Below are 15,332 nucleotides of genomic sequence, written 5' to 3' on the forward strand. Positions count from 1 at the left end.
CGATATGCTTTTCGTCCGACACTAAGGGCGTGACAGGAACATTACTGCTCTTGGCCATCCCCTAGCGCTGGCGCAGCATTATCCGTATTTTGGGGTCCATCGTCAAGCGTGGGGGCGGCATTGCGTTGCTCGATCAGCTCCGCATCCGGGATACCTTGCTCCGGCGCCTCTCCTGCCTGAGAGGCAAAATATGCAAGTGCCAGCGAAGTGGCAAAAAAGGCTGCCGCCAACACACCCGTCAGCTTGGCTAGAAAGCTTCCACTGCCCCGGGAACCAAAGACGGTCTGAGAAGCACCACCACCGAAAGACGCACCAGCGTCGGCTCCCTTGCCCTGTTGCAACAGAATGAGGGCAACCAAGGCGAGGGCAATCATCACATGGATGATGAGAATGGCAACTTGCATTATTTAACCTGCTGACTGACAAATGGCTAGAAAATCGTCGACCTTGAGCGAGGCGCCCCCTATCAGGCCGCCGTCAATGTCCGGCTGGGCAAGCAGCTCAGCGGCATTTTCGCGCTTCATGCTGCCGCCATAAAGTAGACGCAGCACCGTGGCCAGCCCCTTGTCATAATCGACAAGACAAGCACGAATGGCCGCGTGAACCGCCTGTGCCTGCTCTGGCGTGGCAGTTCTTCCGGTACCGATCGCCCATACCGGCTCATAGGCAATGACCATGCGTTCACGTTGCCGGGCATCGAGCGTATCGAATACGGCCTTTACCTGGCTCAATACCACTGCTTCGCTATCCCCGGCGTCACGCTCTTCGAGCGTTTCGCCCACACACAAGATCGGGCTCAATCCTGCATCAAGGGCCGCCCGCGCCCGTGCCGACACCGCCTCATCATCTTCGTGATAGAGCGAGCGCCGCTCCGAGTGACCGACCAGCACATAACCCACTCCGAACTCTGCCAGCATCGCGGCGCTGACCTCACCGGTGTAAGCGCCTCCCGGCTCGGGATTCAGCGTTTGCGCTCCTACTTGCAGCGCGGTCTTTTCGAACGCTGCCTGAGCCGCCGCCAGATAGGGTGCTGGGGGTAATACAACCACTTCTACTGAAGGCGGCATATCGACATTGGCACAGCGTTGGCCGAACTCATCGACTAGTGCCAACGAACCGTTCATTTTCCAATTGCCGGCAATCAACGGCATGCGCATGGGCGCCCCCTTTCTCGAAGTGGTGCGAAATGGTATAGGAGTCATCCAATCAAGACAACCGACGCCGCTCGTGTTTACGCCATCAGCGTCTCGACATCCGTCGCGATACGCCGCGCCAAGGCCACGACATCAAGATGAGGACGCCCCTCGACCATCACCCGGATTAATGGCTCGGTACCTGATGCCCGCAACAGCACTCGCCCCTCATCGCCAAGCTCCGCCTCGACGTCTGCAACCGTCTCGCGCAGGCGATCGCTCTCGAGCAGCGCCTTCTTGTCGGTTCCCGGGGTCAGACGCACATTGATCAGCGCCTGGGGCGCCTTCTCGAAACCCCTGAGCTGCGCTAGAGAGCAATTCCGGTTGACCATGATCGCCAACACCTGCAGGGCCGATACGATACCATCCCCGGTGGTCTGAACGTGACCACAGACGATATGCCCTGACGACTCTCCTCCCAGATGCCAGTCATTGGCCGCGAGTCGCTCCATCACATAGCGATCGCCGACCTTGGCGCGCTCAAAAGGGACATCCAACGCCTCCAGGGCGGCGGCCAGGCCGAAGTTACTCATCAGTGTGCCTACGACGCCCCCATCCAACTCGCCACGGTCGTGGCGATCCTTGGCAATCATGTAGATGATATCGTCGCCATCGATTTCCTGACCATCGGCATCGACCAGCACTACACGATCACCATCGCCATCGAAGGCGATTCCTAGATCGGCACCACGCTCGATGACTGCCGCGCGCAGCGACGCGGGATAGGTGGAGCCTACTTGCTGATTGATGTTCAAGCCATCAGGGTCCGCACCCAGCAGACTAACCTTGGCACCCAGTTCGCGAAAGACGCTGGGGGCGATGTGATAAGTCGCACCATGAGCACAGTCCAGCACGATCTTTAGCCCGTGCAGGGTCAAGCGATGCGGAACGGTGGATTTGCAGAACTCGATGTAACGACCGGCAGCATCGTCGATGCGAGTAGCCTTACCCAAACGATCTGCCGGCACGGTTTCCAAGGGCTTCTCGATCTCTTCCTCGATGCGCGCCTCTACCTCATCCGGCAGCTTGGTACCCTCGGCAGAAAAGAACTTGATGCCGTTATCCTGAAAAGCGTTGTGCGAGGCCGAAATCACGATGCCGGCATCAGCCCGCAGCGTGCGCGTCAGATAGGCGATCCCCGGCGTGGGCATCGGCCCCAGCAATGAGACATCCACCCCGGCTGCAGACAAACCGGCCTCGAGGGCCGACTCGAACATATAGCCCGAGATACGTGTGTCCTTGCCGATCAGCACCTTGGCACGACCGTTTTGCTTATTCAGCACGCGCCCCATGGCCCAGCCCAGCTTAAGCATGAAATCCGCGGTGATCGGATACTCACCGACAGTGCCACGAATACCATCGGTACCAAAATAACGTCTTGTCATAGCTCAGTGCCTTCCTGTAGCACGTTCCAGGTCATATTGATTGCGTCCACACTAGGACCGACATCATGCACACGCAGCAGCCTCGCGCCGCGTTCGACTGCCAGCGATGTCAGCGCCAGCCCCCCCGGCAAACGCTCTTCGACGGCTCGTCCAAGAACCTTGCCTATCATACTCTTGCGCGACATCCCGACCATCAACGGTAATCCAAGCTCCTTCAATGTCGCCATGCGATTGAGCAGTCGAAGATTGTGCTCGACCGTCTTGGCGAAACCGAACCCGGGATCCAGCAGCAATCGCTCGCGGCGTACCCCCGCGGCCTCACAAACCGCCACGCGTTCCGCGAGAAAGTGCAGCACCGCCTGCTCTACCGGCTCATCGTAATGCGGGGCTTGCTGCATGTCAGCCGGCTCGCCCAGCATGTGCATCAGGCATACCGGCAAGCCACAGTGCGCAGCCGCCGCGAGCGCGCCCGGGCGCCGCAGTGCGCGCACATCATTGATCATTCCCGCCCCCTGGGCAGACACTTCCTGCATTACCTCCGGAGTGCTGGTATCCACGGATACCAGCGCGTCCAGTTCGCCTACAAGGCGCTCAACGACAGGCATCACTCGGTCCATTTCCTGCTGAACCGATACGGGCGAAGCCCCCGGTCGAGTGGACTCCCCGCCCACGTCGATAACCGCGGCGCCCTCGGCCAGCATCTTCTCTGCGTGGTGCAGGGCGTCATCAAGAGCAACGTGGCACCCACCGTCGGAAAAGGAGTCGGGAGTGACATTGAGGATACCCATCACTCGGGGATAGGAGAGATCAAGACGATGACGCCCACAGTGCAAGATATTGGCAGTTGTTGTCATTACGCGATTCCAGACAGGGCATGTCGAATATGACGAAAGGCGCCCAGAGGCGCCTTCCGTGTTCATCGGCGACTGAAAAGAATGTCAGTGGCCGGCGGGACCGCCCAGAGGATCGGAGGGACGCCGCCGTGGCCCGTCTTCTTCGTCACTATCGGCATCGGGATCGTTGTCTTGAGAGCCCGCGGCCGGCGATTTATCGTCGGCAACAGCGGAACCGCTGCCCGAATCGCCACCATCCCAATCCTTGGGCGGACGCGGCTTGCGTCCTTCGATGATATCCTTGAGCTGCTGTGCATCGATGGTTTCATACTGCATCAAGGCTTCGGCCATGGTGTCGAGCTTGTCGCGATTGTCCTCGAGAAGCTGCTTGGCCTGGGCATAGCACTCATCGATGATGCGGCGCACTTCCTTGTCGAGCTTGGTCGTGGTCTCCGGGGAATTGAACTTGCCGCTGTTACCGCCCGGGCCACCCAGGAACTGATGCGATTCATCTTCATCGTACATCAGCGGCCCCATTTCGGAAGATAGTCCCCACTTGGCCACCATGCTGTGGGCGAGTTCAGTGGCACGCTTGATGTCGTTGGAAGCGCCGGTAGTCACACCGTTCGGCCCCAGCGTCATTTCCTCGGCGATACGTCCTCCGAACAACGAGCAGATCTGGCTGATGATTTGCTGGCGCGAAAGACTGTAACGGTCCTCCTCCGGCAGGAACATGGTGACGCCCAGTGCGCGCCCACGAGGAATGATGGTGACCTTGTAGACCGGATCATGCTCCGGCATCAAGAGACCGATAATGGCATGTCCCGACTCATGGTAGGCCGTGTTGAGCTTTTCCTTTTCGGTCATGACCATGGACTTGCGCTCGGCGCCCATCATGATCTTGTCCTTGGCCAGCTCGAGCTCTTCCATGCCCACCAGGCGACGGTTGCGCCGTGCCGCAAATAGAGCGGCCTCGTTGACCAGGTTGGCCAGGTCCGCCCCGGAGAAGCCCGGCGTGCCGCGCGCAATGACGCTCGGCTTGACGTCTTCACCCAGCGGCACCTTGCGCAGGTGAACGCCGAGAATATGCTCGCGACCGCGAATATCGGGCAGCGGCACGGTGACCTGACGATCGAAGCGGCCAGGACGCAGCAAGGCCGGATCGAGCACATCGGGGCGGTTGGTCGCGGCAATCACGATGATGCCATCGTTAGCCTCGAAGCCATCCATTTCGACCAGCAACTGGTTAAGGGTCTGTTCGCGCTCATCATGACCGCCGCCCATGCCGGAGCCACGATGGCGACCCACGGCGTCGATCTCGTCGATGAAGATGATGCAGGGCGCCTGCTTCTTGGCCTGCTCAAACATGTCGCGCACCCGCGAAGCACCGACGCCCACGAACATCTCGACGAAATCCGAGCCCGAAATCGTGAAGAAAGGCACCTTGGCCTCGCCAGAAATAGCCTTGGCCAACAATGTCTTACCGGTACCTGGCGGACCCACCATCAGAACGCCCCGAGGTATTTGGCCGCCTAGACGCTGAAACTTGCTGGGGTCCTTGAGAAAGTCCACCAACTCTTCGACTTCTTCCTTGGCCTCGTCACACCCTGCAACGTCTGTGAAGGTCGTCTTGATCTGATCCTGGGTCAGGAGCTTGGCCTTGGACTTGCCAAAGCTCATTGGACCACCCTTGCCGGCACCACCCCCCTGCATCTGACGCATGAAGAACAGGAAAATGGCCAGGATGATCAGAATCGGGAAACTGGCAATCAACAGGCGCGTCCAGAGACTCTGCTCCTCGGGCTTCTTGCCGACCACATTGACGTCATTGGCCAATAGGTCGTCCATCAGCTTGGGATCCTGAGCGGCTGGTCGGATGGTCTGAAATTGCGAACCGTCCTCACGCTCCCCGGTCACCGTATAGCCATCGATGGTGACCGACCGTACCTGCCCGTTCTGCACCTGCTGAACGAACTGGGAATAGTTCATCGTCTGCGGTGCGGTGTCGACACTGAAATTGTTGAACACTGTCAGCAACACCGCTGCAATGACCAACCACAGAATCAGGTTCTTCGCCATGTCATTCAAGGCAATACCCTCGTTGCATCAATTCGTCTGCCAAACGTTACAAACATTACGACACCATGTCAGATGGGGTCGTTCAATCGTGATTGCAAGCTCAGCCCTTGTAACCTTTCGCTAGAAGATAGACTTCCCGCGATCGCGCCCGAGAAGAATCCGGTTTACGCGTGACCACCTTGGCAAAATCATGTCGTAGCGTCTTCAGGTAATCGTCGAACCCCTCGCCTTGGAACACCTTGATCAGCAGGTTTCCGCCAGGTGAAAGGACTTGTCGCACTAAATCCAACGCCAGTTCTGCAAGATACATTGCCTGAGGCTGATCGATCGCTGCCATACCGCTCATGTTGGGCGCCATATCGGAAATGAGCAAATCCACCGGACGTCCATCGAGCACATCCAAGATGGCCGCCAGCGCATGATCCTCAGTGAAATCACCCTGCACGAAATCAACTCCGGCCAAGGCGTCCATCTCAAGAATGTCCGAGGCGATCACTCGGCCTTGTGCGCCTACCTTATCTGCCGCTACCTGGCTCCAGCCGCCCGGCGCCGCCCCCAGATCGATCACTGTCATGCCCGCTCTGAAAAGCCGATCCCGCTCATCGATCTCGAGTAGCTTGTAGCTTGCTCGAGAGCGATACCCCTCTTGCCGGGCACGCTGAACGTAGGGGTCATCGAAATGCTCCTTGAGCCAGCCAGCACTGCTCTTGGACGTCTTGGAAATGGAGCGCGTCACTGGACCACCTGGAGCATCAAGAAAATAAAAGGGTGATGGTTCTGCAGTGCTCCCTGACAAGGTCCACTCTCTTGTCCATTATATTTCGGGGAGGCTTTGCTGCTTTGCAGGACATGGCTTTCACCGTACCATATTGCGACATGCCGTCACTCAACGGATCTATTCCTGCACCACGCACTTACGAACTCAAGGCACGATATCATGAGCTTGTCACAGGCACAAAAGAAAGCAATGCGCGGCATCGGCCATCATCTCGACCCCGTGGTCACGGTTGCCGAGAATGGTCTCAACGAGAATGTGATTGCCGAGCTGGAACGTGCCCTGAAGGATCACGAGCTGATCAAGATCAAGCTGGCGTTGGCCGAGCGCGATACTCGTCAACAGTTGATCGACGCCATTGCTCAGGGTACCTCAGCCGACGTCGTGCAAACCATTGGCAAGATGGCGTTGCTTTATCGCCATAATCCCAAGGCCAATCCCAAGCTCTCCAACATCGCCCGAGCCAAGCAGCACCACGGTCGCCATTGAACGATCGCCACCTCGACGGATACGTCCACGACGCCCTTGGTAGCGCATTGACCGGGACGCAACCGTTACTCCCATTCAAACGTACTCTACGTCGCCAATCTCGTACTCCACCTCGCCTCCTGGCGTACGCACCAGCACTACGTCGCCCTCCTCCTTGCCGATAAGTGCCCGGGCGATGGGCGAGGTGACCGAGATCTTGCCCGATTTGATGTCGGCCTCGTCTTCGCCGACGATCTGGTAACGCACCTCTTCATCGTTGTCGAGATTGATCAGTTCTACGGTGACGCCGAAGATGACCTTGCCGGTCTTGGGCATCTTGGTCACATCGATGACCTGGGACGCAGACAGCTTCGATTCGATTTCCGTGATACGACCTTCGATGAAGCCCTGCTCTTCGCGAGCAGCATGATATTCGGCGTTCTCTTTCAGGTCGCCATGCTCCCGCGCCTCGGCGATGGCATTGATCACCCGGGGACGCGCTTCACTCTTGAGCCGACTCAGTTCTTCCCGCAGACGCTGTTCACCCAGCACGGTCATCGGGACCTTGTTCATGATGTTGCTCCTGCATGCAGTTCCTGAAGTCGCCGCACCGTTATTTCATTGCCATATTCGAGCGCCATGCAAACGGCACGCGCGCCTGCCAGCGTCGTTGCGTAAGGCACCTTGCGAGATAGGGCGGTGCGGCGAATCACCGAAGAATCGCTGATTGCCTGACGGCCTTCGGTTGTGTTGACGATATAGGCCACCTCATCGTTCTTGAGAAGATCGACGATATGCGGACGCCCTTCGAAGACCTTGTTGACCGTCTCCACGGGGAGTCCGGCGGCTTCAAGGGCGCGGGCGGTACCGCGGGTGGCGCAAAGGGTAAAGCCTAATGCTAGCAAAGATTCTGCCACCTCGATAATACTGGCCTTGTCCGGTTCGCGCACGGACAGGAACGCCTGGCGTTCGCCGGTCAGCGGTGGAATCGCATCGCCGCCACCCAACTGGGCTTTGTAGAAGGCTTCGGCGAAGGTGGCGCCGCTGCCCATCACTTCACCGGTGGATTTCATCTCCGGTGACAGGATGGGATCGACACTGGGGAACTTGTTGAACGGGAATACCGCTTCCTTGACGCTGTAGTAGTTTGGAATCAGCTCTCGGGTGAATCCCTGGTCGGCAAGGGTCGTGCCCGCCATGCAGCGGGCAGCGATCTGTGCCAGCGACGTGCCGATACACTTGGAAACGAAGGGCACGGTGCGAGAAGCACGGGGATTGACCTCGATCACATAGATCTCATCATCTTGCCAGGCCAGCTGCACGTTCATCAGCCCGACCACGTTGAGCTCGAGCGCCATGCGCTTGACCTGATCGCGCATCGCGTCCTGAACCTCCGCGGGCAGCGAGTATGGTGGCAGCGAGCAGGCAGAGTCGCCGGAATGCACCCCGGCCTGCTCGATGTGCTGCATGATGCCGCCGATCACCACCTGCTGGCCGTCGGAGACGGCGTCGATGTCGATCTCGATCGCGGCATTGAGGAAATGATCGAGTAGCACCGGCGAGTCGTTGGAGACCTTGACCGCATGGGTCATGTAGCCCTCGAGTTCCGAGGCATCGTAAACGATCTCCATGGCTCGCCCGCCCAACACATAGGAGGGACGCACCACCAGCGGATAGCCGATCGTCTCGGCTTTGGCAAAGGCCTCCTCGAAGCTGCGCGCGGTGGCATTGGGTGGCTGCTTCAGCCCCAGCTTGTCGATCATCTGCTGGAAGCGTTCGCGATCTTCTGCCCGGTCGATGGCGTCCGGGGTGGTGCCGATGATTGGCACTCCGGCAGCCTCCAGATCCCGGGCCAGCTTCAGCGGTGTCTGGCCGCCGAACTGCACGATCACGCCGACGGGTTGTTCCTTGTCGGCGATCTCCAGCACGTCCTCCAGGGTCACCGGCTCGAAATAGAGACGATCAGAGGTGTCGTAATCGGTGGACACGGTCTCCGGGTTGCAGTTGACCATGATGGTCTCGTAACCATCCTCGCGCATCGCCAGGGCCGCATGCACGCAGCAGTAATCGAACTCGATACCCTGGCCGATGCGGTTGGGCCCGCCGCCCAGCACCATGATCTTCTGGCGGTCGCTGACATCGGCTTCGCACTCCTCTTCATAGGTGGAGTACATGTAGGCGGTGTGCGAGACGAACTCGGCAGCGCAGGTATCGACGCGCTTGTAGACTGGACGAATGCCGTGCTTCTGACGCGTGTGGCGAAACTCCTGCTCGGAAACCCCCAGCAGTCGGGCCAGTCGAGCATCACCGAAGCCCTTACGCTTCAAGGCGAATAACGCACGCGCATCTAGCTCGCCCAAGGAGCGCTGGGCAAGATCCTGCTCGATACGCACCAGCTCCTCGATTTGCACCAGGTACCAGCGATCGATGTTGGTCAGGGCGAATATTTCATCCACGCTCATGTCGGCGCGTAGCGCATCGGCGATGAAGAAGATACGTTCGGCGCCGGCAGCCTGCAGCTCGCCCTTGATCAGCCCCAAGCTGGCCTCGTTGAACTCAGTGATCTTGGGGTCTAGGCCGTCGTTGCCGGCCTCCATGCCGCGCAGCGCTTTCTGCAAGGATTCCTGAAAGGTCCGTCCGATGGCCATCACCTCGCCCACCGACTTCATCTGGGTGGTCAGTCGATCGTTGGCCTGGGGAAACTTCTCGAAGGTGAAGCGCGGAATCTTGGTGACCACGTAATCGATGGACGGCTCGAAGGACGCGGGGGTCTTGCCGCCGGTGATGTCGTTCTGCAGCTCGTCCAGGGTATAGCCCACCGCCAGCTTGGCGGCAATCTTGGCGATCGGAAAGCCGGTGGCCTTGGAGGCAAGCGCCGAGGAGCGCGATACACGAGGGTTCATCTCGATGACCACCATGCGTCCGGTGTCGGGGTCGACGCCGAACTGCACGTTGGACCCACCGGTCTCGACGCCGATCTCGCGCAGCACCGCCAGAGAGGCGTCGCGCATGATCTGGTATTCCTTGTCGGTCAGCGTCTGGGCCGGCGCCACGGTGATGGAGTCACCGGTATGAACGCCCATGGGATCGAAGTTCTCGATGGCGCAAACGATGATGCAGTTGTCGTTTTTATCCCGAACGACCTCCATCTCGTACTCCTTCCAGCCCAGCAGCGACTCGTCGATCAGGAGTTCATGATTGCTGGAAAGCTCGAAGCCGCGCCCACAGATCTCCTCGAACTCTTCCTTGTTGTAGGCGACACCACCGCCGGAGCCGCCCATGGTGTAGGAGGGGCGGATGATCACCGGAAAGCCCAGCTCACCCTGAATCTCCCAGGCTTCCTCCATGGTATGGGCGACCTTGGCCTTCGGGCACTCCAGACCGATATTCCTCATCGCCTTATCGAACAGGTCTCGATCCTCGGCCTTGTTGATGGCGTCCGCGTCGGCGCCGATCATCTCCACACCGTACTTGGTCAGCACACCATGCTTTTCGAGATTCAGCGCACAGTTCAGCGCGGTCTGGCCGCCCATGGTGGGCAAAATGGCGTCGGGCCGCTCGGCCTCGATGATCTTTTCCACCACCTGCCAGGTGATCGGCTCGATGTAGGTGGCATCTGCCATCACAGGATCGGTCATGATGGTGGCCGGATTGGAGTTGACCAGAATGACCCGGTAGCCTTCCTCGCGCAGGGCCTTGCAGGCCTGGGCGCCGGAATAGTCGAACTCGCAGGCTTGCCCGATGACGATGGGGCCGGCGCCGATGATCAGAATGCTTTGTATGTCGGTACGTTTGGGCATGACGGTTCCCACTGAATAAGGTGACTAGCGATGGTGCGAGCAGGTTCGATGGGATTATCGACGCGCGCTCAGCATGGCAACGAAACGATCGAATAGCGGTGCCATATCTCGCGGCCCAGGACTCGCCTCCGGGTGCCCCTGGAAACTGAAGGCCGGGCAGTCGGTGCGCTCGATACCCTGCAGGGTACCGTCGAACAGCGAACGATGGGTGGTGCGCAATGTGGGCGGCAGGCTGGTTTCATCGACGGCAAAGCCATGATTCTGGCTGGTGATCATCACCTGACCGCTGTCGAGATCCTGTACCGGATGGTTGGCACCATGATGACCGTGGTTCATCTTCACCGTACGTCCCCCGGAGGCTAGCGCCAACAACTGATGCCCCAGGCAGATGCCGAACAGTGGAATGCCGCTCTCGAGCATTTCACGAATCGCCGTGATGGCGTAGTCGCAGGGCTCCGGATCACCGGGACCGTTGGAGAGAAAGATGCCATCCGGTCGCAGCGCCAGGACCTCGGCAGCCGATGTTTGCGCCGGCACCACCGTCAGGCGGCAGCCGCGCGATACCAGCAGACGCAGGATATTGTGCTTGATGCCGTAATCGAAGGCGACGACATGATAGAAGGAATCGCTTGTCGCAGCCTCCGCATACCCCTTGCCCAGCGTCCAGTCGCCTTGGCTCCACTCATAGGACGCTTCACAAGAGACGACCTTGGCCAGATCCATGCCGGCCAGGCCCGGGAATGCGCGGGCCGCTGCAAGAGCTCGCTCGACCGCATCGTCGCCCTCGGCATCTGGCCCGGCCAGGATGGCGCCGTTTTGAGCGCCCTTGTCGCGCAGGATGCGAGTCAGGCGACGGGTATCGATATCGGCGATTCCCAGCACACCATGTTCTCGCAGATAGTCGTCCAGGCGCTGCTGGCTACGAAAGTTGCTGGCCATCAAGGGTAAGTCACGAATCACCAGCCCGGCGGCACGAATGTGATCGGACTCGACATCCTCGCGATTCACACCGGTATTGCCGATATGGGGATAGGTCAGGGTAACGATCTGGCGGGTGTAGGAAGGGTCGGTGAGGATCTCCTGATAACCGGTCATGGCGGTATTGAACACCACCTCACCCGTGGCTTGCCCATCGGCGCCAATGGCGCTGCCATGAAATACGCTGCCATCTTCCAGGGCCAGTATCGCGGGTCTGTTCAACGCAACGTCCTCCACTTTATTTGATCCCGTTGGGCCTTTGGCCAGGGCCTCGCCAAGGCATTCAGGTCGTAAAAAAGCGGGACGAAACCCGATGCAGACTGGTTTCATCCCGCTTGATTGTATTCGCTCGGCACCATGGCCCTATTAACTCCTCAAAAGCCGGCTCCTCAAAAGCGCTGCCGACTCCCGGTTGTCCGGCCAAATTGGCGAAATACTACAGGATTCAGCGGGTGGGTACTACCCTCCTCCCTCAGCGAACTCTTCTGTCACGTCAAACCCAGCACATCCTGCATGTCGTAGCGCCCTGCCGGCTGTTCGCTCACCCAGCGCGCCGCGCGCACCGCCCCCTTGGCGAAGGTCATGCGGCTCGACGCCTTGTGGGTAATCTCGATGCGCTCGCCCTCGGTGGCGAACAGCACCGTGTGCTCACCGACAATATCCCCGGCGCGCACCGTGGCAAAGCCGATCTCCTTATCAGAACGAGGACCACACTGGCCGACGCGCTCGAAGACACCGTGCTCCTTGAGGTTACGGTTCAGGGAGTCGGCGACCACCTCGCCCATCTTCAGAGCGGTACCGGAGGGCGCATCGACCTTGTGGCGATGGTGCGCCTCGATCACCTCGATATCATAGCCTTCATCACCCAGCGCCTGGGCCGCAGTTTTCAGGAGCTTGAGAGTCAGGTTCACCCCGACACTCATGTTGGGGGCAAACACCAGGGGCACCCGATCGCAATGACCGTCCAGTTCGATCAGCTCGTCGTCGCCAAGGCCGGTGGTGCCGATCACCATGCGTTTACCATGCTCGGCACAGAACGCCAGATTGTCGAGGGTAACGCGAGGCGTGGTAAAATCGATCAGCACGTCGAACTCATCCACCACGCTTGTCAGTGAGTCCACGGCCTGGATGCCTAGTTTACCCAATCCAGCCAGCTCGCCGACATCCGCCTCCTTCAGCGAGCTTCCCGGCGCGACGATTCCGGCGGCAAGCCGAGCCTGAGCATCCTGTTCCACGGCGGCGACCAGGGTACGACCCATACGGCCGGCCACGCCGACGATGGCGATGCGGGGTGTGTTGGAAGACATGCGCGCTCCTGCTTGATGATCGACATTGGCGCCAGCATAGCAAAGCGCTTCAGATTCGTCTGTTATGCAGCCGGCACGACAATGGCGTAGGCTTTTGAAAGGAACCCATGTCGCCAAGGAGAGCTCATGTTCCGCCTGCTGATCGTACCGAGCCTGTTCATCTGTCTGGCATTGGCCAGTGGTTGCGCCCGGGAAGCGCGTCAAACTCGGTTGATGACAGAAAACACCACCAATGTCCCGGATAACCTCACCTGGTGTGGCACGCTAAGATTACCCGGAAAATGGCAGGACGACTCACCCGTGGGTGGGCTTTCCGACTTGGCCTGGGACGAAGATGAATCTCTGCTTTACATGATTTCGGATCGTGGCTGGCTGCATCGGGTACGGCTGCGTTTCTCGGCCGGCGAACTGATCGGGCTCGACCCCCTCAAGACTTACGTGCTGCGCGACCGGCAAGGACGGGCGTTGAACGAGGATGCAGCCGATGCGGAATCCATGATCGCAGAGCGCGGCGACAATGGCGTTCGCGGCGATACCATGCTGTTGATCGGCTTCGAACGCGACCATCGCTTTCAGCGCTTCTATCCCAATGGCAAGTCCGTGGGCAAGCCACTCAAGCCCAAGGGGCTGCGCGATGCCAGATCTGACACCGGCGCCGAAGCCATGGGTCACCACCCTCGCGAGGGAGTGATCGTTGGGCTGGAACGTGCGCCTACCGGCACCCGCGACGGCACCACTCGGCTATTCTCCCTGGATACCGGCGCCGAGTGGACGTATCCGCTACTCGAGCCAATCGGCAATGCCCTCACCGCCCTTGAAACCTACGGCAACGATCTCTTGGCCCTGGAGCGCGCCTTCGCGCCACCGGCGCCGTTGGTCATCAGCCTGCGTCGCGTACAACTGGGCAGCAATGCCCAGATCGAAGTGAACACCCTGGCACAGCTTTCCAGCGGTGATGGCTGGCGGCTGGACAACTTCGAAGGGCTGACCCACCTTGGCGGCAATCGCTATCTCATGGTCAGTGACGACAACTTCCGCCTAGTGCAGGAAACGCTACTGAGCTGTTTCGAGCTGCCTTCCCCCGAGGATGATTGACGCCCTGTATCAATTGAAGCGATCGGCGCGAAACGGCTGCATATCGACCAGAGGCGTCTCATCGTCCATCATCTCCCCCAGTAGACGCCCAGTGGTCGGCCCCAGGGTAAAACCCTGATGGCCGTGACCGAAAGCGAACCACAGCCCAGAGTGGTTCGGCGCGGGCCCGATGACCGGCTTCATGTCCGGCATGCAGGGGCGCGCTCCTTTCCAGGGTGCATCATCCAATCGCTCACCCAAGGGAAATATCTTACGGGCCTCGGCCTCCGCATCCTTTAGCTGGCCCGAATGCGGCGGTGCTTCCAGAATGTCCATTTCCGCACCAGTGGTCAGGCGAATACCAGCGCGCATCGGCGTCAACAGATACCCGGTTTCAAAGTCCATCAGCCAGTGATTGAGCTTGGCATCATCGCGCACGGTATAGTGCATATGGTAACCACGCATGGGGAACAGCGGCAGCCGATAATCCAGCTGTTGCAGCCATTTGGCCGACCAGGGCCCCATCGCTACCACCAGCTCTTCCGCTTCCAGATTGCCCTTGCTGGTTGCCAGGTTCCAACTGGCACCGGTCTGGGAAAAGCTTTTCGCCTCGGCCTGTTCGATGCGCCCGCCCAGCGCCTCAAACGCCTGGGCATAGGCCTGTACCAAGGCACCGGGATCGATCACCGACCAGGCGTTGGTCCAATGAATGGCTCCAGCCAGCGCATTGGAAACAAAGGGCTCCTCGGCCTTGAGCACCGTCTGATCGAGCGTCTGGAACTCTACCCCAAACCGCTCTCTCATCTCGCTGGCAACCGCCTGCTGCTCATCCAACACCTGGCGCGTACGAAATCCTTCGAACCAGCCGTCCTTTTTGATCAGTGCTTCGGCCCCGGCCGCCTCGATCATCTTGGCGTGCTCGTCGGTGCAGTGCATGATCAAGGACGCATATTCCGGCACGATACGCGCATAACTGCTGGGCGCGGAATAACGCCAGTACTGCATCAGCGGCCCGGCAGCAGCCAGCATGCCGCGCAGACGGTAACGAATATCGATGCTGCGGTTAGGAAGCAAACGCCACAGACTCGGCAGATCTCGAGGGAAAGGATGGGGCTGTACCGCTTCGCGCTGTATCAAGCCGGCATTGCCGAAGGAAGTTTCTTGCCCCGGTGCCTTGCGATCCACCAGCACCACCGAGCGTCCCCGCTTGGCCAGATGATAAGCGATGCAGACACCGACCATGCCGGCACCTAGAACAATGGTCTCGCGTGACATTCCCGACCTCTCTTGAGTAGCGATCTACCCGAGCGTTAGCTCGGATGGCAATAAATAGCCTACAGTCTAAGGCATGTAACATGACGCTCGCCAAGCATAGTACGCCTTGCTCATCCCCCATGCCGTTTTGGAGCCACCATTTAGGCCTGGTGAGCGGCTACAGCA

Annotated in this window: 13 protein-coding genes; 2 read left to right on the forward strand and 11 right to left on the reverse strand. The window is 59.6% G+C overall.

What is annotated here, in order from left to right:
* Nucleotides 1–41: 41 nt before the first annotated feature.
* From secG to rlmE, 6 genes are all read right to left on the reverse strand, one after another.
* Nucleotides 42–404, reverse strand: a complete 363-nt coding sequence (secG, locus tag ACPF7Z_RS16250; protein ID WP_425194306.1) for a preprotein translocase subunit SecG — start codon at nucleotides 402–404, stop codon at nucleotides 42–44.
* 3 nt (nucleotides 405–407) lie between these two features.
* Nucleotides 408–1,157, reverse strand: a complete 750-nt coding sequence (tpiA, locus tag ACPF7Z_RS16255) for a triose-phosphate isomerase (protein ID WP_425194307.1) — start codon at nucleotides 1,155–1,157, stop codon at nucleotides 408–410.
* A gap of 74 nt (nucleotides 1,158–1,231) precedes the next feature.
* Nucleotides 1,232–2,578, reverse strand: a complete 1,347-nt coding sequence (gene glmM / locus ACPF7Z_RS16260) for a phosphoglucosamine mutase (RefSeq protein WP_425194308.1) — start codon at nucleotides 2,576–2,578, stop codon at nucleotides 1,232–1,234.
* Nucleotides 2,575–3,432 (reverse strand): dihydropteroate synthase, encoded by an 858-nt coding sequence (gene folP / locus ACPF7Z_RS16265; protein WP_425194309.1) that lies wholly within the window; start codon nucleotides 3,430–3,432, stop codon nucleotides 2,575–2,577. The genes glmM and folP overlap by 4 nt, the downstream gene beginning before the upstream one ends.
* Before the next feature lie 84 nt (nucleotides 3,433–3,516).
* Complete coding sequence (ftsH, locus tag ACPF7Z_RS16270; RefSeq protein WP_425194310.1) at nucleotides 3,517–5,499, reverse strand: ATP-dependent zinc metalloprotease FtsH; 1,983 nt, start codon at nucleotides 5,497–5,499, stop codon at nucleotides 3,517–3,519.
* A gap of 91 nt (nucleotides 5,500–5,590) precedes the next feature.
* A complete protein-coding gene (gene rlmE / locus ACPF7Z_RS16275) occupies nucleotides 5,591–6,226 on the reverse strand; it encodes a 23S rRNA (uridine(2552)-2'-O)-methyltransferase RlmE (protein ID WP_425194311.1) in 636 nt (211 codons plus the stop codon).
* Between the two features lie 201 nt (nucleotides 6,227–6,427).
* Between rlmE and yhbY the strand changes: the two genes are divergently transcribed.
* The gene (yhbY, locus tag ACPF7Z_RS16280; protein WP_425194312.1) at nucleotides 6,428–6,754 is read left to right on the forward strand and encodes a ribosome assembly RNA-binding protein YhbY; all 327 of its coding nucleotides are present in this window, start codon (nucleotides 6,428–6,430) and stop codon (nucleotides 6,752–6,754) included.
* 75 nt (nucleotides 6,755–6,829) lie between these two features.
* On the opposite strand, the gene greA is transcribed toward yhbY, so the two are convergent.
* The 4 genes from greA to dapB form a co-directional block, all read right to left on the reverse strand.
* Complete coding sequence (greA, locus tag ACPF7Z_RS16285) at nucleotides 6,830–7,306, reverse strand: transcription elongation factor GreA (RefSeq protein ID WP_425194313.1); 477 nt, start codon at nucleotides 7,304–7,306, stop codon at nucleotides 6,830–6,832.
* Entirely contained in the window at nucleotides 7,303–10,533 is a 3,231-nt protein-coding gene (carB, locus tag ACPF7Z_RS16290; RefSeq protein ID WP_425194314.1) for a carbamoyl-phosphate synthase large subunit, read from the reverse strand. Before carB ends, greA begins: the two co-directional genes overlap by 4 nt.
* Nucleotides 10,534–10,587: 54 nt before the next feature.
* On the reverse strand, nucleotides 10,588–11,733 hold the full coding sequence (gene carA / locus ACPF7Z_RS16295) for a glutamine-hydrolyzing carbamoyl-phosphate synthase small subunit (RefSeq protein ID WP_425194315.1): 1,146 nt from the start codon (nucleotides 11,731–11,733) through the stop codon (nucleotides 10,588–10,590).
* A gap of 266 nt (nucleotides 11,734–11,999) precedes the next feature.
* Nucleotides 12,000–12,818 carry a 4-hydroxy-tetrahydrodipicolinate reductase gene (dapB, locus tag ACPF7Z_RS16300; RefSeq protein WP_425194316.1) on the reverse strand — a complete coding sequence of 273 codons (819 nt, stop codon included), beginning with the start codon at nucleotides 12,816–12,818 and terminating at the stop codon, nucleotides 12,000–12,002.
* A gap of 126 nt (nucleotides 12,819–12,944) precedes the next feature.
* Between dapB and ACPF7Z_RS16305 the strand changes: the two genes are divergently transcribed.
* Nucleotides 12,945–13,913 (forward strand): esterase-like activity of phytase family protein, encoded by a 969-nt coding sequence (locus ACPF7Z_RS16305; protein ID WP_425194317.1) that lies wholly within the window; start codon nucleotides 12,945–12,947, stop codon nucleotides 13,911–13,913.
* A gap of 9 nt (nucleotides 13,914–13,922) precedes the next feature.
* On the opposite strand, the gene ACPF7Z_RS16310 is transcribed toward ACPF7Z_RS16305, so the two are convergent.
* Nucleotides 13,923–15,167: an NAD(P)/FAD-dependent oxidoreductase gene (locus ACPF7Z_RS16310; RefSeq protein WP_425194318.1), complete on the reverse strand. Its 1,245-nt coding sequence runs from the start codon at nucleotides 15,165–15,167 to the stop codon at nucleotides 13,923–13,925.
* Between the last annotated feature and the right edge of the window lie 165 nt (nucleotides 15,168–15,332).

Origin of the sequence: Halomonas sp. GXIMD04776 (assembly GCF_049808615.1) — a bacterium.
Lineage (GTDB): Bacteria > Pseudomonadota > Gammaproteobacteria > Pseudomonadales > Halomonadaceae > Modicisalibacter.

Excerpts from the sequence above, each read along its gene's own strand:
- secG (WP_425194306.1), bottom strand. The coding sequence starts at position 404 with ATGCAAGTTGCCATTCTCATCATCCATGTGATGATTGCCCTCGCCTTG.
- tpiA (WP_425194307.1), bottom strand. The coding sequence starts at position 1,157 with ATGCGCATGCCGTTGATTGCCGGCAATTGGAAAATGAACGGTTCGTTG.
- glmM (WP_425194308.1), bottom strand. The coding sequence starts at position 2,578 with ATGACAAGACGTTATTTTGGTACCGATGGTATTCGTGGCACTGTCGGT.
- folP (WP_425194309.1), bottom strand. The coding sequence starts at position 3,432 with ATGACAACAACTGCCAATATCTTGCACTGTGGGCGTCATCGTCTTGAT.
- yhbY (WP_425194312.1), top strand. The coding sequence starts at position 6,428 with ATGAGCTTGTCACAGGCACAAAAGAAAGCAATGCGCGGCATCGGCCAT.
- greA (WP_425194313.1), bottom strand. The coding sequence starts at position 7,306 with ATGAACAAGGTCCCGATGACCGTGCTGGGTGAACAGCGTCTGCGGGAA.
- carB (WP_425194314.1), bottom strand. The coding sequence starts at position 10,533 with ATGCCCAAACGTACCGACATACAAAGCATTCTGATCATCGGCGCCGGC.
- dapB (WP_425194316.1), bottom strand. The coding sequence starts at position 12,818 with ATGTCTTCCAACACACCCCGCATCGCCATCGTCGGCGTGGCCGGCCGT.
- ACPF7Z_RS16305 (WP_425194317.1), top strand. The coding sequence starts at position 12,945 with ATGTTCCGCCTGCTGATCGTACCGAGCCTGTTCATCTGTCTGGCATTG.
- ACPF7Z_RS16310 (WP_425194318.1), bottom strand. The coding sequence starts at position 15,167 with ATGTCACGCGAGACCATTGTTCTAGGTGCCGGCATGGTCGGTGTCTGC.